The 19,456-nt window shown below is 70.7% G+C and carries 18 protein-coding genes and 2 pseudogenes; 12 read left to right on the forward strand and 8 right to left on the reverse strand.

The features are described 5' to 3' along the window. Positions 1–584: pseudogene (locus HUX53_RS33775) on the forward strand (hypothetical protein); the annotation flags it as partial. Between the two features lie 32 nt (positions 585–616). Here the strand turns inward: HUX53_RS33775 and HUX53_RS33780 are convergent. Beyond that, on the reverse strand, positions 617–1,414 hold the full coding sequence (locus HUX53_RS33780; protein ID WP_176407342.1) for an enoyl-CoA hydratase/isomerase family protein: 798 nt from the start codon (positions 1,412–1,414) through the stop codon (positions 617–619). 3 nt (positions 1,415–1,417) lie between these two features. Then, entirely contained in the window at positions 1,418–2,320 is a 903-nt protein-coding gene (locus HUX53_RS33785; protein WP_176407344.1) for an SDR family oxidoreductase, read from the reverse strand. 213 nt (positions 2,321–2,533) lie between these two features. Here HUX53_RS33785 and HUX53_RS33790 point away from each other — a divergent pair, with 213 nt between their 5' ends. Next, positions 2,534–3,601 carry a dihydrodipicolinate reductase gene (locus HUX53_RS33790; protein WP_176407345.1) on the forward strand — a complete coding sequence of 356 codons (1,068 nt, stop codon included), beginning with the start codon at positions 2,534–2,536 and terminating at the stop codon, positions 3,599–3,601. Between the two features lie 3 nt (positions 3,602–3,604). Here the strand turns inward: HUX53_RS33790 and HUX53_RS33795 are convergent, their stop codons facing one another. Then, positions 3,605–4,270, reverse strand: a complete 666-nt coding sequence (locus tag HUX53_RS33795; protein WP_176407346.1) for a DedA family protein — start codon at positions 4,268–4,270, stop codon at positions 3,605–3,607. Between the two features lie 151 nt (positions 4,271–4,421). Between HUX53_RS33795 and HUX53_RS33800 the strand changes: the two genes are divergently transcribed. The 6 genes and pseudogenes from HUX53_RS33800 to HUX53_RS33825 all read left to right on the forward strand — a co-directional run bounded on the left by HUX53_RS33800 (position 4,422) and on the right by HUX53_RS33825 (position 11,784). Then, entirely contained in the window at positions 4,422–5,330 is a 909-nt protein-coding gene (locus tag HUX53_RS33800; RefSeq protein ID WP_176407347.1) for a glutathione S-transferase family protein, read from the forward strand. Positions 5,331–5,391: 61 nt separating this feature from the next. Next, positions 5,392–6,063: an AIM24 family protein gene (locus HUX53_RS33805; protein WP_176407348.1), complete on the forward strand. Its 672-nt coding sequence runs from the start codon at positions 5,392–5,394 to the stop codon at positions 6,061–6,063. An 84-nt stretch (positions 6,064–6,147) separates the two neighbouring features. Continuing rightward, a pseudogene (locus HUX53_RS33810) lies at positions 6,148–9,860 on the forward strand (multifunctional oxoglutarate decarboxylase/oxoglutarate dehydrogenase thiamine pyrophosphate-binding subunit/dihydrolipoyllysine-residue succinyltransferase subunit). A 100-nt stretch (positions 9,861–9,960) separates the two neighbouring features. After that, a complete protein-coding gene (locus HUX53_RS33815; protein WP_131941855.1) occupies positions 9,961–10,140 on the forward strand; it encodes a DUF6104 family protein in 180 nt (59 codons plus the stop codon). 60 nt (positions 10,141–10,200) lie between these two features. Next, the gene (locus HUX53_RS33820; protein ID WP_255205906.1) at positions 10,201–11,058 is read left to right on the forward strand and encodes a DUF4097 family beta strand repeat-containing protein; all 858 of its coding nucleotides are present in this window, start codon (positions 10,201–10,203) and stop codon (positions 11,056–11,058) included. A gap of 3 nt (positions 11,059–11,061) precedes the next feature. After that, positions 11,062–11,784, forward strand: coding sequence for a helix-turn-helix transcriptional regulator (locus HUX53_RS33825; protein ID WP_176407349.1), 723 nt, complete (start codon positions 11,062–11,064; stop codon positions 11,782–11,784). A gap of 30 nt (positions 11,785–11,814) precedes the next feature. Here HUX53_RS33825 and HUX53_RS33830 read toward each other — a convergent pair whose 3' ends face one another. Next, positions 11,815–12,783, reverse strand: coding sequence for a zinc-binding dehydrogenase (locus tag HUX53_RS33830; RefSeq protein WP_176407350.1), 969 nt, complete (start codon positions 12,781–12,783; stop codon positions 11,815–11,817). 89 nt (positions 12,784–12,872) lie between these two features. Here HUX53_RS33830 and HUX53_RS33835 point away from each other — a divergent pair, with 89 nt between their 5' ends. Further along, positions 12,873–13,433, forward strand: coding sequence for a hypothetical protein (locus tag HUX53_RS33835; RefSeq protein ID WP_176407351.1), 561 nt, complete (start codon positions 12,873–12,875; stop codon positions 13,431–13,433). 10 nt (positions 13,434–13,443) lie between these two features. Here the strand turns inward: HUX53_RS33835 and HUX53_RS33840 are convergent, their stop codons facing one another. The 3 genes from HUX53_RS33840 to HUX53_RS33850 form a co-directional block, all read right to left on the reverse strand. Further along, positions 13,444–14,196 (reverse strand): amino acid ABC transporter ATP-binding protein, encoded by a 753-nt coding sequence (locus HUX53_RS33840; RefSeq protein WP_176407367.1) that lies wholly within the window; start codon positions 14,194–14,196, stop codon positions 13,444–13,446. A 77-nt stretch (positions 14,197–14,273) separates the two neighbouring features. Next, positions 14,274–15,188: an amino acid ABC transporter permease gene (locus tag HUX53_RS33845; protein ID WP_176407352.1), complete on the reverse strand. Its 915-nt coding sequence runs from the start codon at positions 15,186–15,188 to the stop codon at positions 14,274–14,276. 4 nt (positions 15,189–15,192) lie between these two features. Beyond that, the gene (locus tag HUX53_RS33850) at positions 15,193–16,101 is read right to left on the reverse strand and encodes an ABC transporter substrate-binding protein (protein WP_176407353.1); all 909 of its coding nucleotides are present in this window, start codon (positions 16,099–16,101) and stop codon (positions 15,193–15,195) included. A gap of 361 nt (positions 16,102–16,462) precedes the next feature. Between HUX53_RS33850 and HUX53_RS33855 the strand changes: the two genes are divergently transcribed. Continuing rightward, entirely contained in the window at positions 16,463–17,653 is a 1,191-nt protein-coding gene (locus HUX53_RS33855) for an NADP-dependent malic enzyme (RefSeq protein WP_309237556.1), read from the forward strand. A gap of 213 nt (positions 17,654–17,866) precedes the next feature. Further along, positions 17,867–18,430: an ABATE domain-containing protein gene (locus tag HUX53_RS33860; protein ID WP_176407354.1), complete on the forward strand. Its 564-nt coding sequence runs from the start codon at positions 17,867–17,869 to the stop codon at positions 18,428–18,430. 10 nt (positions 18,431–18,440) lie between these two features. On the opposite strand, the gene sodX is transcribed toward HUX53_RS33860, so the two are convergent. Continuing rightward, complete coding sequence (gene sodX / locus HUX53_RS33865) at positions 18,441–18,821, reverse strand: nickel-type superoxide dismutase maturation protease (RefSeq protein ID WP_176407355.1); 381 nt, start codon at positions 18,819–18,821, stop codon at positions 18,441–18,443. A 185-nt stretch (positions 18,822–19,006) separates the two neighbouring features. Between sodX and sodN the strand changes: the two genes are divergently transcribed. Then, positions 19,007–19,411 carry a superoxide dismutase, Ni gene (sodN, locus tag HUX53_RS33870; protein ID WP_207923816.1) on the forward strand — a complete coding sequence of 135 codons (405 nt, stop codon included), beginning with the start codon at positions 19,007–19,009 and terminating at the stop codon, positions 19,409–19,411. Positions 19,412–19,456 lie beyond the last annotated feature (45 nt).

A 19,456-nucleotide genomic window follows, 5' to 3' on the forward strand; every position in this document is an offset into this window, starting at 1 on the left:
GGGTGGGGCGGCTCACGGGCGCTCGCGGGCGCCGCAGGCGCGCGAGGAGGCCGCGCTGGATGCTCGGCGACGGGGCCGACGAGGAGCCCGGCGCGGCGATGGGCGCCGACGCCGACCGCTACTTCGAGCGCGGGCGCGACCTGCGGGGGAAGGAGGACCCGGACGACGTCCGCGCCACGCTCGCCGACGCCGGCCTCGCCCGCGCCGACCGGATCCGGCTGATGACGATGGTGACCGCCGCGTCCGGCGTCATCGTCGCGACGCCGGGCGACGCGACCGCCGTCCGGCAGGCCGAGGTCACCGGGGTGCTGCTCGCCTCCCGCCTCGCCGCGCCGGTCTTCACCGCCTCGCTGAACGACGAGGCGTCCGTCAAGGCGGCGGCGGAGCAGCTGCGCGCGGCGGGCGCCGCGTCCATCGCGATCGCGCCGCACCTGATCGGCCCCGAACCCGAGGCGGTGCTGGCCGCGCCCGCGGCCGCCACCGTCGGCGCCGCCTGCTCGGCCCCGCTCGGCGGCCACCCGGCCCTCGCCCGCCTGGCCGCCCTCCGCTACGTCGAGGCACTGTCGACGGCACTGGCCGACTAGCCCGGCCCAGGGGACGACCCCCTGGGCCGGCCCTAGCGGTTCTTGAATTCCGGCGTGCGCTTCTGCAGCGTCGCCGTCATGCCTTCGGCGAGGTCCTCGCTGAAGAAGGCGAGCGTCTGGACGGCGGTCTCCGCGGCGAGCTGGCGGCGGAGGCCGGGGGCGTCCAGGGACGCGTTGAGCAGTTCCTTCGTGCGGCGCAGGCCGTACGGGGACTTGGTGAGCAGTTCGTCGGCGAGCGCCTGCGCGCCCGCCAGGTCGGCGCCCTCGGCGGTGATCTCGGTGATCAGGCCGAGTTCGTCCGCGCGGTGCACGTCCAGCCGCTGCGCGCGGTAGGAGACCTCCGCGGCCTTCGCCGGGCCGATCAGGCGCGGCAGCAGCCAGGAGAGCCCGCAGTCCCCGGCCGACAGGCCGAGGTCGGTGAACGGCACGACGAACCGGGTGGTCGGGTCGGCGACCCGCAGGTCGCAGGCCAGCGCCCAGGACACGCCCATGCCCGCGACCGGGCCGTGCAGCGCCGCGATCACCGGCTGCGGGATCTCCCGCAGCCGCGCGGTGACCTCCGCGCCGCGCGCGATGCCCCGGTAGAGCCGCTGGACGCGGCCCTCGGCGCTCCCGCCGTCCGCTTCACCGCCCTGGATGTCCATGCCCGAGCAGAACCCGCGGCCCTCGCCGGTGAGCACGACCACGTGGGTGGACGGGTCGCGCGCCAGCTCGTTGAGGGCGTCGAGCATCTCCTCGGTCAGGGCGCCGTCGACGGCGTTCAGGCGCTCCGGCCGGGACAGGGTGATCGTGACCACCCCGTCCCGCCGGTCGAGCTTGATCCCGCCCAAGGCTCAGGAGGTGAGCTGCTGGATGAGGGGGCCCATCTGCTCGCCCACGTTCTTGAACACCGTCAGCGGCTCGTTCCCGCTGATCGCCGCCCAGTTGTCCCGGACGTCCTCGACCGACAGCGTGCTGTTCTGCCCGTAGCCGGGGCCCTCCGCGACGAAGATCTTCGCGATCCGGCCGCCGCCGACGGTGTAGACCTCGCCGGAGTCCTCGTTGGACTCGTGCACGAGCCAGGCGACGAGCGGCGTGACCTGGTCGACGCCGAGCTTGTCGGCGAAGTCGGCGGGCAGCAGGTCCTCGGTCATCCGGGTCCAGGCGACGGGGGCGATCGCGTTGGCCTTGATGTTGTACTTGGCGCCCTCCTGCGCGAGGGTCTTGGTGAACCCGACCAGGCCCATCTTGGCGGTGGAGTAGTTCGCCTGGCCGAAGTTGCCGAACAGGCCCGCCGGGGACGAGGTGTTCACGATCCGGCCGAAGCCCTGCTCGCGCAGGTGCGACCAGGCGGCGCTGGACACCAGGAACGAGCCGCGCAGGTGGACGGCGATGACCGCGTCGAACTCCTCCACCGACATGTTCTTGAACGACTTGTCGCGCAGGATGCCGGCGTTGTTCACGACGATGTCGACCTTGCCGAACGCGTCCAGCGCGCTCTGGATCACGGCCTTCGCGCCCTCGGGCGTCGCGACGTTGTCGGGGTTGGCGACGGCCTCGCCGCCGTTCTTCTTGATCTCGTCCACGACCTCCTGGGCGGGACCGGCGGAGGCGCCGACACCGGACCGGTCGCCGCCGAGGTCGTTGACGACGACCTTCGCGCCGCGCGCGGCGAGCTCCAGGGCGTGCTGCCGGCCGAGGCCGTGGCCGGCCCCGGTCACGACCGCGACCCGGCCGTCGTAGCGCAGTTCCGACATTCGCTTCTCCTCACATCGTGGGGCCCGCCCCCAGGAAATCATCCGGGGGTTACCAAGTGGTACCACTAAACCGAATCTCACTCGGGCGCCGTCCACCGGGGTCCTTCCCCGCGTACGATGGGTGATGGGGGAAGTTGCGCTTAACACCGCAATTCGCCGGAGCCGCCGCGTAGTCTCGGGCGAACCGCGAGGAGCAACGGAGGTCCCGTCTCGATGATCCCCGCCGACGCGCCGACCGCAGGCCGCCGCCCCTACCGCGTCGTGCAGTGGGCGACGGGCGCGCTGGGACGCAGCGCGATCAGGGGCGTCCTCGACCGCGCCGACATGGAGCTGGCCGGCGTCTGGGTGCACACCCCCGCCAAGGACGGCGCCGATGCCGGGGCACTCGCCGGCCGCGACCCGATCGGCATCGCCGCGACCCGCGACATCGAGGACATCCTGGCCCTGGACGCCGACTGCGTGATCTACGCCCCGAGCCCCGTGCACGACCGGTTCGCCGAACTCGAAACGATCTGCGCGCTGCTGGCGTCCGGCAAGAACCTGATCTCCCTCAGCGGGCTCGTCTACCCGCACGCGCACGGCCCGCAGTTCGTCGGCGAGCTGGAGCAGGCGTGCAAGCGGGGCGGGACGAGCGTGCACGGCAGCGGCGTCAGCGGCGGCTTCATGGCCGACGTCATGCCGCTCGTGCTGTCCCGGCTGTCCCGTCGGATCACCCACGTCTACGCCCGCGAGTGCTCTGACTTCGCCCGGCACCCGTCCTGGCGGATGGTCCACGAGATGCTCGGCTTCGGCAAGACCGAGGAGGCCTACCAGCGGGCGCTGCGGCCCAACCGCGCCGCGATGCGCGCGATGTTCGCCGAGAGCCTGCACCTTGTCGCGGCGGGCCTCGGCGTCGACCTCGACGAGATCGACGTGGACGTCGACTACCGGCTCGCCGGCACCGACCTCGTCACCGCCGCCGGGCCGGTCCCGCACGGCACCGTCGCGGCGGCCCGCTGGACGTTCAGCGGGCTCGCCGCCGGGCGTCCCGTCATCACGGTCGAGGTGGTGCACAAGGCCAACGCCGCGCGGATGTCCGACGAGTGGGGCCGCCCCGGCTACTCGCTCCGCGTGGACGGCCGCCCGTCGCTGACCCTCGCGGTCGACGAGGAGTGGGTCTCGGACGTGATCTCCGCCGCGTCCGCGCACGCGCTGAACTCCGTGCCGGCCGTGTGCGCCGCCGACCCCGGGATCCGGACCTACCTCGACCTGCCGATGATCAGCGGCCGCATGCACGTGTGAGCCCTACGGGAGCGTCCGCGCGGGCTCCCCGTCCAGGTCGGCCTCCACCGCGGCCTCCTCGCGGGCCTCCTTGCGGCGCTTCCGGACCGTCCACACCACCAGCCCGGCGACGGCCGCCACCGCGAGCCCGATCGCCAGGCCCCGGCCCGCCAGCTTCGCCGCGTGCTCGAACGCCGTGCCCGCGAAGTAGCCGCCGAGCGTGAACGTCACCACCCAGGTCACGCCGCCGATGACGTTGAACACCAGGAACTTCGGATACGGCAGCCGCGAGCTGCCCGCCAGCGCCGGCATGAGGGCCCGCAGCAGCGCGGTGAACCGCCCGATGAACACCGCGAACGCGCCCCGGCGGCGGATCAGGTCCTGCGCGCCGGCGACCTTGCCGCGGTGTTTTCGCATCACCCCGACGTCCAGCAGCCGCGGCCCGTACTTGCGGCCGATCTCGTAGCCGACGGAGTCGCCGACGACCGCCGCGACCACCGCGATGACGGGCAGCAGCGGCAGCGACAGGACGTCCTGGCTCGCCAGGACGCCGCCGACGACGATCGCGGTCTCGCCGGGGAAGACGAACCCGACGAAGAGCGCCGCCTCGGCGAACACCAGCGCCGCGATGACCAGGTAGATCATCGCGGGCGGCAGCCCGTCCACCAGGGCGTTGAAGTGTTCGAGCATGGACCCCCGCCATCTCGTAACCACCGGGCCGAGCACACGGCCGTTTGACACTTGCTACCGACGGTTATGGTAGCCGCGAGGTTCCCGGGCCCGGATCGGCCGTTCGGGCTACGTCCCAGGGATGACCCAGCGACTTCTGGAGGAGACGGGCATGAGCGTTCAGGAGGTCGAGGGCGGGCGGTTCGTCCGGCAGGCGAACCGGTTCACCGACCGGATCACCGCGGACGGCTCGTCGGGCTTCCCCGCCGAGCCCGGCCGGTACCGGCTGTTCGTCTCCTACGCGTGCCCGTGGGCGCACCGCACGCTGATCGTGCGGCGCCTCCTCGGCCTGGAGGACGCGATCAGCGTCGCCGTCGTCGACCCCATCCGGGACGAGAAGGGCTGGCGGTTCCCGGACCGCGACCCCGTCACCGGCGCGGAGTTCCTCTCCGAGCTGTACCTCGCCACCGACCCGTCGTTCCAGGGCCGCTACACCGTCCCGTCCATCTGGGACACCGAGACCGGGCGCCTGGTCACCAACGACTTCCCGAACATCACCACGATGTTCGAGACGGAGTTCACCGCCCACCACCGGCCGGGCGCGCCCGACCTGTACCCGGAGGCGCTCCGCCCCGAGATCGACGAGCTGAACGACCTCGTCTACCGGACCGTGAACAACGGCGTCTACAAGGCCGGGTTCGCCACGTCCCAGGACGCCTACGAGGACGCGTTCGACGCCCTCTTCGACACCCTCGACCGGCTCGAAGAGCGCCTCGGCTCCCGCCGGTACCTGTTCGGCGACGCGATCACCGAGGCCGACGTCCGCCTCTACCCCACGCTGGCCCGCTTCGACGCCGTCTACCACGGGCACTTCAAGTGCAACCTGCGGCGCCTCGCCGACTACGAGAACCTCTGGGGCTACGCCCGCGACCTGTACTCGGTCCCCGCGTTCGGCGAAACGACGAACTTCGACCACATCAAGCGCCACTACTACGTGACGCAGCGCAACATCAACCCGTCCGGCGTGGTCGCCAAGGGCCCGCTCGTGGACTGGACCGTTCCACAACGCCGGGACGGCTGACCGTATCCCCTCGTTATGCTGGCGGATCTCCACCGATCCGCACGAAAGGCATGACCCGACCATGCGCAGCCAGTTCTTCGGCAACCTCGACCAGGGCCAGCAGCTTCCCGGCCACTTCGCCCTCCAGAACTCCAAGATGCTCCGGGTGCACCTGAACGGGGACGTCCTGGCCCGGCAGGGCTCCATGGTCGCCTTCCAGGGCCAGATGGACTTCGACTACGAGGGCTCCGGCGGCATCGGCAGGTTCATGAAGAAGGCGCTGACCGGCGAGGGCGTGCCGCTGATGCGCGTCCACGGCCAGGGCCTGCTGTTCGTCGCGAACGACGCCGACGACATCCACCTGTTCTACCTGGAGAACGAGGGCCTCACCGTCAACGGCAAGAACATCCTCGCCTACGACTCGACCCTGCAGTCCGACATCCAGCGCGTCCAGGGCGCGGGCATCGCCGCCGGCGGCCTGTTCAACACCACCCTGCAGGGCACCGGCTGGGTGGCGCTCACCACGCACGGCACGCCCGTCATGCTCGACTGCGGCCGCGCCCCCACGTTCGCCGACGGCCAGTCCGCGGTGGCGTGGAGCACCAGCCTCCAGGTCGGCGTCAACCGCACCTTCAAGGCCGGCGCCCTCATCGGCCGCGGCAGCGGCGAGGCGATGCAGCTGGCCTACCAGGGCCAGGGCTTCGTCCTCATCCAGGCCAGCGAAGGCCCGACGGTCGCCCCGCACACTCACTGATTCGCCCAGGCGGGTCCCCACTACAGTAGCCTGGGGTGCGTCTCAGAACTCACCTGCGAGCAGCGGAAGAGGGCGATCTCCGCCGTGTCGACAGAGTCGTCGCAAACTAGTGCCGACCCAATGATCACCGATTTCGGCGCCAACGAGTGGCTGGTCGACGAGCTGTACCAGAAGTACCTCGAAGACCCGAACTCCGTTGACGAAGCCTGGTGGAACTTCTTCGCGGACTACCAGCCGGACAACCGGCCGTCGTCCGTGACCCCCGCGTCCCCACCGGCCACCACCGAAGGCGCGGCCCCGGCCGCGAACGGCACCGCGGCCGCTCCGCCGACAGCGCAGCGCCCGGTGGCACCGCGGGCGCCCGCGAAGCCGGCGCCGAAGCCCGCGCCGAACGCGGCGGAGAAGCCTCCTCGCCGCCGGTGCCGGCCGGCGCCGAGGAGGTCCGGCTGCGCGGCGTCGCCGCCCGGACGGCCACCAACATGGAGGCCAGCCTCGGCGTGCCGACGGCGACGAGCGTGCGGGCCGTCCCGGCGAAGCTGCTGGTCGACAACCGCATCGTCATCAACAACCACCTGAAGCGCGGGCGCGGCGGCAAGGTCTCCTTCACGCACCTGATCGGGTACGCGATCGTCAAGGCGCTCACGGCGATGCCGGAGATGAACGCCGCGTTCACCGAGGTCGACGGCAAGCCGGTGCTGATCCGGCCCGAGCACGTCAACTTCGGGCTGGCGATCGACCTGCAGAAGAGCGACGGCTCCCGGCAGCTCGTGGTGCCGAGCATCAAGGCCGCCGAGACGCTGGACTTCCGCCAGTTCTGGGCCGCCTACGAGGAGATCGTCCGCAAGGCGCGCGGCGGCAAGCTCGCCATCGAGGACTTCCAGGGCACCACGATCAGCCTGACGAACCCGGGCACGATCGGGACCGTGCACTCGGTGCCGCGGCTGATGCCCGGCCAGGGCACGATCATCGGCGTCGGGGCGATGGAGTACCCGGCCGAGTTCGCGGGCGCGTCCGGCGAGACGCTGTCGCGGATGGGGATCAGCAAGGTGATGACGCTGACCTCCACCTACGACCACCGGATCATCCAGGGCGCGCAGTCCGGCGACTTCCTGCGCCGCATCCACCAGCTGCTGCTCGGCGAGGACGGCTTCTACGACGAGATCTTCGAGGCGCTGCGCATCCCGTACGAGCCGGTGCGCTGGGTCAAGGACATCTCCGCCGCCCACGACGACGACGTCGCCAAGGTCGCCCGCGTCCACGAGCTGATCCACGCCTACCGGGTCCGCGGCCACCTGATGGCCGACACCGACCCCCTCGAGTACAAGCAGCGCCGCCACCCCGACCTCGACATCCTCAAGCACGGCCTCACCCTGTGGGACCTGGAGCGCGAGTTCGCGACCGGCGGGTTCGGCGGCAAGCCGACGATGAAGCTGCGCGACATCCTCGGCGTGCTGCGGATGGCGTACTGCCGCACGGTCGGCATCGAGTACATGCACATCCAGGACCCGGAGGAGCGCGCCTGGATCCAGGAGCGCGTGGAGGTCCCGCACGACAAGCCGTCGCGCGAGGAGCAGCTGCACGTGCTGCGCCGGCTGAACAGCGCCGAGGCGTTCGAGACGTTCCTGCAGACGAAGTTCGTCGGGCAGAAGCGGTTCTCGCTGGAGGGCGGCGAGTCGGTCATACCGCTGCTGGACTCGGTGATCTCGGCGGCGGCGAAGGACAGCCTGGACGAGGTCGTCATCGGGATGGCGCACCGCGGCCGGCTGAACGTCCTCGCCAACATCGTCGGCAAGTCCTACGCGCAGATCTTCGGCGAGTTCGAGGGCAATCTCGACCCGCGCAGCGCGCAGGGCTCCGGCGACGTGAAGTACCACCTCGGCGCGTCCGGCGACTTCGTCGCGAGCGACGGCTCCAAGATCCACACCGAGCTGGTCGCGAACCCGTCCCACCTGGAGACGGTCGACCCGGTGCTGGAGGGCGTCGTCCGCGCCAAGCAGGACGTCCTGGACGTCGGCGAGGCCGGCTTCACCGTGCTGCCGGTCCTGATCCACGGCGACGCCGCGTTCGCCGGGCAGGGCGTGGTCGCCGAGACGCTGAACCTGTCGCAGCTGCGCGGCTACCGCACCGGCGGCACCGTGCACGTGATCATCAACAACCAGGTCGGGTTCACCACCGCCCCCGAGTACTCGCGGTCCAGCGTGTACGCGACCGACGTGGCCCGGATGATCCAGGCGCCGATCTTCCACGTGAACGGCGACGACCCGGAGGCGTGCGCGCGGGTCGCGCGGCTGGCGTTCGAGTACCGGCAGACGTTCAAGAAGGACGTCGTCGTCGACATGGTCTGCTACCGGCGCCGGGGCCACAACGAGGGCGAGAACCCCTCGTTCACCCAGCCGCTGATGTACGACCTGATCGACGCCAAGCGCTCGGTGCGCAAGCTCTACACCGAGGCGCTGATCGGCCGCGGCGACATCACGGTCGAGGAGGCCGAGCAGGCGCTCCGCGACTACCAGGAGCAGCTGGAGCGGGCCTTCACCGAGACCCGCGAGGCGGTGAAGAAGCCGCTGGAGCCGGGCTCGGTCGTGAAGCCGGACGTCGAGGAGCGCATCCCGATCGACCACGGCAAGGCCGGCACCGCGATCCCGCAGGAGACCGTCAAGCGGATCATCGAGACGCAGGTCAGCCTGCCGGAGGGCTTCACCCCGCACCCGCGGCTCCAGCCGATCCTGCAGCGCCGCGCCCAGATGATCGAGGACGACGCGATCGACTGGGCGACCGGCGAGCTGCTCGCGATGGGCTCGCTGCTGATCGACGGCCGCCCGGTGCGGCTCGTCGGGCAGGACACCCGGCGCGGCACGTTCGGCCAGCGGCACGCCGTGCTCGTCGACCGCAAGACGGGCGAGGAGTACACGCCGCTGAAGCAGTTCGGGCAGGGCGTGTCGAAGTTCTACGTGCACGACTCGCTGCTCAGCGAGTACGCGGCGATGGGCTTCGAGTACGGCTACTCGATGACCCGCCCGGACGCGCTGGTCTGCTGGGAGGCCCAGTTCGGCGACTTCGCCAACGGCGCCCAGTCGGTGGTGGACGAGTACATCTCGTCCGGTGAGCAGAAGTGGGGCCAGCACTCCGGCGTCGTCCTGCTGCTGCCGCACGGCTACGAGGGCCAGGGGCCCGACCACTCGTCCGCGCGGATCGAGCGGTACCTGCAGATGTGCGCGCAGGACAACATGACGGTCGTCTACCCGACCACGCCGGCGAACTACTTCCACGTGCTGCGCTGGCAGGTGCTGTCGGGCCGGAACAAGCCGCTGGTCATCTTCACGCCGAAGTCGCTGCTGCGGCTGAAGGCGGCGACGTCGCCGGTCGAGCAGATCACCGAGAGCGCGTTCCAGCCGGTCATCCCGGACAGCGACCCGGCGATCGACCCGGCGGGCGTGCGGCGCGTGCTGCTCACCACCGGCAAGATCTACTACGACGTGGTGAAGGCCCGGCAGGCGGCGGGCGCGAACGACACCGCGGTCGTCCGGGTCGAGCGGCTCTACCCGCCGCCGGTGGACGAGATCAAGGCGGAGCTGGCCAAGTACCCGGCCGGCGCCGAGGTCGTGTTCGTGCAGGACGAGCCCGCGAACATGGGCGCCTGGCCGTTCATGGCGCTGAAGCTGCCGCACCACATCGAGGGCCTGAAGATGTCGCGGGTGTCGCGCCCGGCGTCGTCCTCGCCCGCGGTCGGTTCGGCGAAGCTGCACCAGGCGGAGCAGGAGGCCCTGCTGGCGAGACTGTTCGGCGAGCGGAAGTAGGCCGGGCGGCGGAAGGAATCACGAGACCCGAGGGCTCCGGTGCGTCGCGCCGGGGCCCTCGGCGTCCCGACGGCATGATCAAGAAGGAAGACACCCGTACATGTACTTCACCGATCGGGGCATCGAGGAGCTGACGGACCGGCGCGGCGCGGAGGAGGTCAGCCTGACCTGGCTCGCCGAGCGGCTCCGCGAGTTCGTCGACCTGAACCCGGAGTTCGAGACGCCCGTCGACCGCCTCGCCACCTGGCTCGCCCGCCTGGACGACGACGAGGACGACTGACTCGCCCGCAGGACGCGATATGTCTTGACTTTCCGGGAACGCGACATATCGTGTTTACTGATGGCGGAGCCGGACGAAGGGCACATCGCGATGTCGCGCTGGACGATCGAGGAACCGACCACCCTGGACTTCGACGGCGTGGTCGCACTGCGGGTCACGCTGATCGCGGGCAGCGTCTCCGTGCTCGCGTCCGACGAGCGCCCGTCCATCATGGTCGGCGACGTCGAGGGCCCGCCGCTCATCGTCACGCACGAGGCCGGCATGCTGACCGTCACCCACGAGAAGCTGCTGGAGGGCGTGCTGAGCTGGCTGCGCACCCACAAGGTGCGCGCCGCGATCACGGTGACCGTCCCGCACGACTGCCCGGTCTCGCTGAACCTCGTGTCGGCGGACGCGGTGGTGACCGGCATGACGACCCGCACGTCCATCAAGAGCGTCTCCGGCGACGTGGTCCTGGACGGGGTGGCGGGCGCGATCGACGCCAACACCATGTCCGGCGCGATCGAGGCGCAGGGCCTGGACGGGACGGTGTCGTTCACCTCCGTGTCCGGCGACCTGACCCTCGCCGGCGCGTCCGTCGACCGGCTCGGCGCCCGCACGGTCAGCGGCCGCGTCGCCGCCGACGTCGACCTGTCCGGCGGCGCCGGCGTGGACGTCAACACCGTGTCCGGCGAGGTGGCGCTGCGCGTGCCCGAGTCCGCCGGCGCGCACGTCTCGCTGAACTCGGCCGCCGGGCGGATCGAGACGTCCTTCCCCGGGCTCGCCCGCCAGGACCGCACCATCGCGCAGAGCGTCACCGGCGAGATCGGCGACGGCACGGGGCGGCTGAGCGTCAACACCGTGTCGGGCCCGATCACGCTGCTCGGCCGCGACGCCGACGAACCGGAGATCACCACCGGCCCCCGAATGGAGAAGTGAGACGTGAGCCCCGTTTTCGGCCACGGCCGGCTGCGGCTGTACCTGCTGAAGCTGCTGGAGGAGAGTCCGCGGCACGGCTACGAGGTGATCCGGCTGCTGCAGGACCGGTTCCTCGGCGTCTACTCGCCCTCCCCCGGCACGATCTACCCGCGGCTCGCCCGGCTGGAGGCCGAGGGCCTGGTCACGCACGAGGTGATCAAGGGCAAGAAGGTGTACTCGCTGACCGACAAGGGCCGCGAGGAGCTGGAGCGCCGGATGGACGAGCTGGCCGAGCTGGAGGAGGAGATCTCCGCCTCGGCGCAGGAGTTCGCGCGCGGCGTGCAGGAGGACGTCCGGCAGACCGTCCGGACGCTGCGCGAGGAGCTGACGCAGGCCGCCCGGACGATGCGCGACCAGGGCAAGGCCACGTCCAAGGACGCGTGGAAGGAGACCACCGAGCGGCAGAAGGACGAGTGGAAGCGGCAGAAGGAGTACTGGCGCGAGCAGAAGCAGGCGTGGACGGAGGAGTGGCGGCAGAACTGGGACGACGCCTGGAAGACGGCGACCGGCACCCGTGACGACGTCGCCCGCCTCAAGCTGGAGCGCCTGCTCCGCACGTTCGTCGAGGACGTCCGCAAGTCGGCGCAGAAGGCCCGCCTGGACGACGACGACCTGGCCGCCGCGCAGGCCCTCCTGGACGAGACCCGGGAACGCCTGAAGAACGAGGTCTTCCGCAAGAAGCCGTGACCGGGTCGCCCAGGCCACGGCTCCCCCGCCTCAGGGCGTGAAGACGATCTTGCCGAAGAGGTCGCCCTCGTCCATCGCGGCGAACCCCTCGCGCGCCCCGCTCAGCGGCAGCATCCGGTCGATCAGCGGCTTCGTGCCGGTCTTGACGAGGAACCGCGCGAGCCGCTCCAGCTGCGCCCGCGTCCCCATGGTGGAGCCGACCACCGACAGCTGCAGGAAGAACACCCGGTTCAGCTCCGCCGGCGGTACCTGCCCGCTGGTCGCGCCGGACACCACGATCCGCCCGCCGGGCCGCAGCGACTTCAGCGAGTGCGACCAGGTCGCCTGCCCGACGGTCTCGATCACGGCGTCGACCCGCTCGGGCAGCCGCGCGCCCGTTTCGAACGCGGCGTCCGCCCCGAGCTCCTGCGCCCGCTTGCGCTTGCCCTCACTCCGGCTCGTCGCGTAGACGCGGAACCCCGCCGCCGACGCCAGCGCGATCGCGGCCGTCGCCACGCCACCCCCGGCCCCCTGCACGAGCACCGACGACCCGGGCTGCAACTCCGCCTTGTCGAACAGCATCCGGTAGGCGGTGAGCCACGCCGTCGGCAGGCAGGCCGCCTCCTCGAACGACAGCTCGGCGGGCTTCGGCACGAGGTTGCGGCGCGGCACCGCGACCTTCTCCGCCAGCGTCCCCTGGTGGACCTCCGACAGCAGCGACCGCTTCGGGTCGAGCGTCTCGTCGCCGCCGCCCCGGTCCGGGTCGCCGATCACCGAGTGGACGATGACCTCGTTGCCGTCCTCGTCCACCCCGGCCGCGTCGCAGCCGAGGATCATCGGGAGCTTGTCAGCGGGCAGCCCGACGCCCTTCAACGACCAGAGGTCGTGGTGGTTGAGCGCGGCGGCCTTCACCGTGACGGTCGTCCACCCGTCCGGTACCTCGGGATCGGGCCGCTCCCCCAGCGTGAGCCCGTTCAGCGGATTGTCTGCGTCGATCTGCGTGGCCGTGACAGCGAACATCCCCCGACACTAACCGCGCCCGCCGCCGGGCGCCGCAGCGGGTCTCCGCCTCTTCCCGCCCCGGAAGGACGCTCGGCGACAATGTCCCCATGCGCATCCGAGCGCTCCTCCTCGCCGGGCTGGTGCTCACCACGGCCGCCTGCACGGGGCAGGCGGACGGCGGAACGGAGCGTCCAACGAGCACGGCGGCACCGGGCGGCCTCGCCAATCCGCGGATCATGAACTGCGCGAACCGGAACGCCTCGTTCCCCGGAGAGGAGTCCGGTCCCGTCCAGACCGAGCCAGACGATCTCGTCGTGGAACCACTGATCATCGGCGGGCTGCGCGGGTGGGCGGACGCCGATCCGATCGGTCACGGGGTGGACGGCCGGTACAAGGTCGGTGTCGTGCTGCGCGCCGGGAAGACGGCCACGCTGTCGATTCCGGCCGATTACCACAAGGCCGCGGGCCTGCTGTACAGCGACGCCGTGCGCGACGCCCCGACTCCGTCGGAGGCCGATCACGCGATCACGTTCACGGCGTGCGCCGACCACGACACGGCGTTCCCGGGGTTCCTGTTCGTGCCGCGGCGGCAGCACGTCCCGCTGCTGATCCGGCCGGAGCATGGGCGAGCGGCCCGCGAAGTCGTCTCCTTCTTCGCGGGCCGCTGAGCCTCGGGCGCTAGAGGACCTTGGAGAGGAAGTCCTGGGTGCGCTGGTGCTGTGGGTTGGCCAGGACGTCGCGGGGCGTGCCCTCCTCGACGACGACGCCGCCGTCCATGAAGACGAGGGAGTCGCCGACCTCGCGGGCGAAGCCCATCTCGTGGGTGACCACGACCATGGTCATGCCGTCGAGGGCGAGCTGCTTCATGACCTCCAGCACCTCGCCGACCAGCTCCGGGTCGAGCGCCGAGGTCGGCTCGTCGAACAGCATCAGCGCCGGCTCCATGGCGAGCGCCCGCGCGATCGCCACCCGCTGCTGCTGGCCGCCGGACAGCTGCCCCGGGTAGCTCTGCGCCTTCTCGGCGAGCCCGACGCGCTCCAGCAGCGTGAGGGCCTGCTGCCTGACCTGCTCCTTCGGCAGCTTCTTGACCCACATCGGCGCCCCCATGACGTTCTCCAGCGCCGTCTTGTGGGGGAAGAGGTTGAACCGCTGGAACACCATGCCGATCTCGCGGCGCTGCGCGGCGACCTCGCGGTCGCGCAGCTCGTAGAGCTTGCCGCCCTGCTGCCGGTAGCCGACCAGGTGGCCGTTCACCCACAGCCGTCCCGCGTTGATCTTCTCCAGGTGGTTCATGCAGCGCAGGAACGTGGACTTGCCCGACCCGGACGGCCCGACGACGCACATCACCTCGCCCTGCCGCACCGTCAGGTCGATGCCCTTCAGCACCTCCAGGCGGCCGAACGACTTGTGCACCTTCTCGGCCTTCACCATCAGGCCGCCGGCCTCGGGGGCCGGCGCCGTCGCGGGGTCCTTCGAGAGGGCGTTGCGCACGGTGTCCTCACCTCCGCTCACTGGCCACCGCCTCCGCCGCGGAAGCGGACCCGCTGCGCGCGCGGTTCCCTGCCCCGGCCGACGCCCCGGCTGAAGTGGCGCTCAAGGTAGTGCTGGCCCACCATCATCAGCGAGGAGAGCAGCAGGTACCACAGGCACGCCATCACCAGCATCGGGATGATCTTGTAGGTGTTCGCGTAGATGGTCTGCGCGGTGAACGTCAGCTCGGAGAACGGGATGGCCGCGACCAGCGAGGTGTTCTTCATCATCGAGAGCGCCTCGTTGCCGGTCGGCGGGATGATGACCCGCATCGCCTGCGGCAGCACGATCCGGCCCATGGTCTGCATCCGGGACATGCCGAGCGCGCTCGCCGCCTCCTGCTGCCCCTCGTCCACCGACAGGATCCCGGCGCGGATGATCTCCGCCATGTAGGCGGCCTCGTTGAGGATCAGCCCGAGCCCCGCGGCGATCATCGCGGTGACGAGCGACTGCGTCTGCCAGGTGTGGAACTCCGGTCCGAACGGGATGCCGATCCCGACGGTCGGGAACAGCGAGCCGATCGCGCCCCAGATGAGCAGCTGCGTGTAGAGCGGCGTGCCGCGGAAGAACCACAGGTAGAACCAGGACGCGCTGCTCAGCAGCGGGTTGGGCGACAGCCGCATCAGCGCGAGGACGGTGCCGAACAGCACGCCGCCGATCATCGCGGCGATGGTCAGCAGGATCGTGTTGCGGACGCCCTTGAGCACGGCGATGGACAGGATGTACTTGCGCTGCTCCGCCCAATCCAGCGCGTCGCTGGTCAGCAGGAAGTGGACGAACATCGCCACCAGCACCAGCACGACCGCCGCGGCGACCCACCGGCCGGGATGCCGGACCGGGACGGCCCGGATCGCTTCGGGCCGTCCCTTCTCGACGTCGGTGTCGACCGTCATGCGATCAGCTCTGCGCGGCGTTGATCGCCGGCTCGGTGATCGCGCCGCTCTCCACGCCGTTCTCCGTGAGGATCTTCTTGTAGGTGCCGTCGGCGATGAGCGCCTTCAGCGCGCCCTGCACGGCCTCCTTGAACTGGCCGGAGTTCTTGCCGAACGTGTAGCCGTACGGCGCGGTGTCGTAGACCTGGCCGATGATGTCCAGCTTGCCGGTCTTCTTCACCGCGTCGCCGACGATCGGCGAGTCGGCGGCCATGGCGTCGATCTTGCCCGCGACGAGGTCGTTGTTGACCTCGGTCTGCTGCTTGCGGACGACCGTCTTGATGGCCGGCTTGCCGGCGTCGGTGCACTTCTTGCTGCGCGCCTTGAGGTCGTCCACCTGCACGGTGCCCTGCTGGACGCCGATGTTCTTGCCGCAGGCGTCGTCGGGATTGACGCCCTTGGGGTTGCCCTTGAGCGCCGCCCAGGCCGTCCCCGCCGAGTAGTAGGTGACGAAGTCGACGGCCTGCTCGCGCTCCTTGGTGTCGGTGAAGGAGGAGACCCCGGCCTCGTACTTGCCGGACTGGACGCCCGGGATGATCGTGTCGAAGCTCGCGTTGTGGTACTCGGTCTTCAGGCCGAGCTTGGCCGCGACGGCGTCGAACAGGTCGACGTCCCAGCCCACGATCTTCTGCGACGCCGGGTCGACCGACTCGTTGGGCGGGTAGGACGCGTCGGTGCCGATCGAGATCTTCCCGTCGCTCTTGATCGCGTCCGGGACCATGGCCGCGAGCTTGCTGTCCGCGCTCGTGTTCGAGGCGGCGCCGCCCGAGTCGCCGGAGTCGTCACTGTCGCCACATGCGGACAGGGCGAGGGCGCCGGTCAGCACGAGAGCGCTCGCCGCGACAAGGCGGCGGCGCAGAGAACCGGTGGTCACTGGTCCCCCTCCAGATGGTTGCGTCGGATCCGTGAAGGTCCGAAGGTCAGGTGCACAGTTTGGCGTACAACCTCCCTGATCTGGATAAAGGGTCCGAAACAATCACGCAACGAGGAAGCTCCGGAACGACGCGCCGACCCTCGCATACCCCACTCTTTGCCACTGACCGGCTACGTGTGGCGACCGTCACGTGACGGTCAACACCCACCCCGGCGGCGGGGGCGGCACCACCCCGTGTGGCACAATCGGACAACGGGTGACCCCCGTACGTCGCGAGATGACCACCAGGTGACAAGGCCACCACGCCACCACCACCGCGGCGGCATCGCAAGAAAGCCAACTTTCACTGACAGGGGTCGCTGTGGCTGCTGAGCCCATTACCACCGAACCGCTTTCACTCGAGGACGATCCGGCCTTCCCGCTGCACCGCGGCGGCAAGCTGGAGATGCGGTCGACCATCCCAGTCCGCAACAAGGACGACCTCTCGCTGGCCTACACGCCCGGCGTCGCCCGCGTGTGCACCGCCATCGCCGACAACCCCGAGCTGGCCTACGACTACACCTGGACGTCCAAGGTCGTCGCCGTCGTCACCGACGGCACCGCCGTGCTCGGCCTCGGCGACATCGGGCCCGCCGCGTCCATGCCGGTCATGGAGGGCAAGTCCCTGCTGTTCAAGGAGTTCGCCGACGTCGACTCCGTGCCGATCGCGCTGAACTGCACGGGCGTGGACGAGATCGTCGACACGGTGATCCGGATGGCGCCGAGCTTCGGCGGCATCAACTTGGAGGACATCAGCGCCCCCCGCTGCTTCGAGATCGAGGACCGGCTGCGCGCCGCCCTCGACATCCCCGTCTTCCACGACGACCAGCACGGCACCGCGATCGTCGCGCTCGCCGCGCTGAAGAACGCGGCCCGCTTCGTCGGCAAGCCCCTCTCCGAACTGCGCGCGGTCGTCGCCGGCGCCGGCGCGTCCGGCATCGCCGTCTCCAAGATGCTGATCGAGGGCGGCATCGGCGACATAGCGCTGTCGGACAGCAAGGGCCTCATCCACGAGGGCCGGGACGGCCTGAACCCGATCAAGGAGCGCATCGCCGCGATCACCAACCGGTCGCACCTGAAGGGCTCCACCGAGGAGGCGCTGCGCGGCGCCGACGTGTTCATCGGCCTGTCCGGCAGCACGGTGCACGAGTCGTGCGTCGCCACGATGTCCGACAGCGCGATCGTTTTCGCGCTGTCCAACCCCACCCCCGAGGTGCACCCCGAGGTCGCCCGCCGGCACGCCAAGGTCGTCGCGACCGGCCGCAGCGACTTCCCGAACCAGATCAACAACGTGCTGGCGTTCCCGGGCATCTTCCGCGGCGCGCTGGACGTCCGCGCGCACACGATCACCGAGGGCATGAAGCTGGCGGCGGCGAACGCGCTGGCCGACATCGTCGGCGGCGACCTGACCGCCGACTACATCATCCCGAACCCGTTCGACGACCGGGTCGCCCCGGCCGTCACTGCCGCGGTGGCCGAGCAGGCCCGCCGCGAGGGCGTCAACCGGGTCTGACCCGCCGTCCCGGACGGCCCGTGCTCCCCCCGCGAAGCACGGGCCGTTCGATTGGTCCATAAACTCGCGTCCCGGCGGACCGAATCCACGTAATTTTGCGTAACACCCCCCCGCACCCACCGCGTTTCTTCCGGTAAAACCGGTGTAATTCACGTCACGTGGGAATGCTTCCCGACACTTCGTCCGATCAGGTCGAGTCCGTCAGGAGCGACAGTGAATCTCGCCTCGTACGCAGACCTGGCGATCGATCTCGTGAACACGCGCCGTCCCGACGGCGACGACCTGCGTGATCTCGACGGGCTGCGGGCCCTGCTGGCGCACCGGCCGCATTTCGGGGGGCGGATCGCGCACCGCGACCTCGACGCCATGCGCGAACTGCGCACGCAGCTCCGCGCGATCTTCGCCGCCGCCGCGCGCGGGGACGAGGACGGCGCCGTGGACCGCCTCAACACGATGCTCATCCACCATCCCGTCCATCCGCAGGTCTCCCGGCACGACGGCCAGGACTGGCACCTGCACTTCAACGAGGCCGGCTCCGTCCCGGACCGGTACGCCTCCCGCGCCGCGATGGGCCTCGCCGCGAAGATCGCCGCGCACGGCCTCGGCCGGCTCGGCACCTGCCGCGCGGAGGGCTGCGAGCGCGTGTTCTTCGACACGACCGCGAACGGCTCGCGCCGCCACTGCTCCGACCGCTGCGCGGGACGTCCCAGCGTGACCGCCGCCTGCCACCCGACCAGCCCCCGCGTCACCGTCCCCGCCCGCGAGACCGACCGGTAGCGACCGGCGCCTACCCGTCCCGGAGACGCGCCGGCGGGAGAGGCCAGTAGCGGGCGGCGACCCGGCCGACGATGAGCGCGTCCGGCACGGCGCCGAAGTCCCAGCTGTCGCGCCTGCCCGCCGCGCGCTGGTTGTCGCTCTCCAGCCACCACCCGTCCCCGGTGCGGTGCGAGGCGCGCTTGACGATGAGGAGGCCGCGCCGCTCCGGGTGCTCGGCGACGACGAGGGCGCCGGGGGCGGGACGGGCGCCGGGGCGGACGATGAGCCAGTCGCCCGGGCGCAGGCCCGGGAGCATCGAGTCACCGGTGACCTCCACGGTGCGCAGCCGCCGTGCCGCCGCCAGCGCCGCCGCGCCGGCGAGGCAGCAGAGCGCCGCCGTCCGGATCCGCATGCTCCTCCTCGGCCGACCGCATACTTCGGCGGACGGCGGTCATGACACGTGCTGGAAGGGTTCCGGGCCGCGCGCGGCCCGGGTCTTAGGCCGAAATACCGAGCGCCCTGGCCGGACGTGCCCAGGGGCACAAGGGTAATGTCGGTGACCTGAGCATGATCCGCAACGAGGGAAGGGATGAGCAGGTGTTGCTCAAGCTTCTGCGCCCGAAGACCACGGTGTCCGCGCACTGCGACCTGCCGTGCGGCGTCTACGACCCGGCGCAGGCCCGGATCGAAGCCGAGTCGGTCAAGGCGATCTGCGAGAAGTACGCCGCCAACGAGGACCCGGAGTTCCGCGCCCGGGCGATCCTGATCAAGGAGCAGCGCTCGCAGCTGGTCAAGGAGCACCTCTGGGTGCTCTGGACCGACTACTTCAAGCCGCCGCACTTCGAGAAGTACCCGCAGCTGCACCAGCTGTTCAACGAGGCCACCAAGCTCGCCGGCGGTGGCGGCGGCACCAAGGCCACCATGGACGTCAAGGTCGCCGAGGACCTGCTCGGCAAAATTGCCGAGATCGACAAGATCTTCTGGGAGACCAAGCAGTCCTGACCTGTGTAAATACCGAGGCCCAGCCCGCGAAGGGCTGGGCCTCGG

It is taken from the genome of Actinomadura sp. BRA 177 (assembly GCF_013372625.1).
GTDB lineage: Bacteria > Actinomycetota > Actinomycetes > Streptosporangiales > Streptosporangiaceae > Spirillospora.

What these genes read in the sequence shown, in the direction of transcription:
- HUX53_RS33785 (WP_176407344.1), bottom strand. Translation starts at nt 2,320, where the DNA reads ATGTCGGAACTGCGCTACGACGGCCGGGTCGCGGTCGTGACCGGGGCC.
- HUX53_RS33790 (WP_176407345.1), top strand. Translation starts at nt 2,534, where the DNA reads ATGATCCCCGCCGACGCGCCGACCGCAGGCCGCCGCCCCTACCGCGTC.
- HUX53_RS33795 (WP_176407346.1), bottom strand. Translation starts at nt 4,270, where the DNA reads ATGCTCGAACACTTCAACGCCCTGGTGGACGGGCTGCCGCCCGCGATG.
- HUX53_RS33800 (WP_176407347.1), top strand. Translation starts at nt 4,422, where the DNA reads ATGAGCGTTCAGGAGGTCGAGGGCGGGCGGTTCGTCCGGCAGGCGAAC.
- HUX53_RS33805 (WP_176407348.1), top strand. Translation starts at nt 5,392, where the DNA reads ATGCGCAGCCAGTTCTTCGGCAACCTCGACCAGGGCCAGCAGCTTCCC.
- HUX53_RS33815 (WP_131941855.1), top strand. Translation starts at nt 9,961, where the DNA reads ATGTACTTCACCGATCGGGGCATCGAGGAGCTGACGGACCGGCGCGGC.
- HUX53_RS33820 (WP_255205906.1), top strand. Translation starts at nt 10,201, where the DNA reads ATGGCGGAGCCGGACGAAGGGCACATCGCGATGTCGCGCTGGACGATC.
- HUX53_RS33830 (WP_176407350.1), bottom strand. Translation starts at nt 12,783, where the DNA reads ATGTTCGCTGTCACGGCCACGCAGATCGACGCAGACAATCCGCTGAAC.
- HUX53_RS33835 (WP_176407351.1), top strand. Translation starts at nt 12,873, where the DNA reads ATGCGCATCCGAGCGCTCCTCCTCGCCGGGCTGGTGCTCACCACGGCC.
- HUX53_RS33840 (WP_176407367.1), bottom strand. Translation starts at nt 14,196, where the DNA reads ATGGTGAAGGCCGAGAAGGTGCACAAGTCGTTCGGCCGCCTGGAGGTG.
- HUX53_RS33845 (WP_176407352.1), bottom strand. Translation starts at nt 15,188, where the DNA reads ATGACGGTCGACACCGACGTCGAGAAGGGACGGCCCGAAGCGATCCGG.
- sodX (WP_176407355.1), bottom strand. Translation starts at nt 18,821, where the DNA reads ATGCGGATCCGGACGGCGGCGCTCTGCTGCCTCGCCGGCGCGGCGGCG.